1 pseudogene is annotated in these 602 nt (G+C 56.0%); it reads right to left on the reverse strand.

Annotation, left to right across the window (positions count from 1 at the left end):
* Positions 1-54: 54 nt before the first annotated feature.
* A pseudogene (locus tag CA2_RS01325) lies at positions 55-513 on the reverse strand (IS5 family transposase); the annotation flags it as partial.
* Between the last annotated feature and the right edge of the window lie 89 nt (positions 514-602).

The following is a 602-nucleotide window of genomic DNA, read 5'->3' on the forward strand; positions in this document are numbered from 1 at the left end:
GGCGTTTTTGCATAAATCACCCTGAGGCCGATCTACCCCAAACCTCAGACGGATTTACGCAGCAGCGACCGTCTGGGGTGTGCCCAGAGCGGTAAATTGATTGAGGATTGACGCTCGAGTATTGAGCTCGGCCACCTGGCGTTCAAACGTCCTGGCCATCACCTTCTCGCCCAGGCGCTTGAAGCAATTCATCTTGGTCTCCACCAAAGACCTTCGGTGGTAGCCGCTCCAGCGTTTCCAGATAGCCTGCCCCAACTGCCTACACGCCTTGACCGCTTCATTGCGGTGAGCAAATGCCAGCCCCTTGCGTAGCTTCGCTCCCTTGCGTGGCGGGATGATTGGAATGGCTCCCCGCAGGTAGCAGGCCTCATGCACATCCTTGGTGTCATAGGCCCCATCACCAGTCAAGCTAGCTACCTGTTCATGGCTGGGGATCTGGCCCAGTAAGACAGCGGCCATGGGCGAGTCACCTACTTCATTGGTTGTGACTGCGATAGCCCGAATCTGTATTGACCCAGTGAATTCCTGCTCAGGTGTTAACGTTGAAGGAAACGACGATGAGCACCCTGATGGAAGACGACATCAAGCGCTGGACTGAATCG

It is taken from the genome of Comamonas aquatica NBRC 14918, assembly GCF_000739875.1.
Lineage (GTDB): Bacteria > Pseudomonadota > Gammaproteobacteria > Burkholderiales > Burkholderiaceae_C > Comamonas > Comamonas aquatica.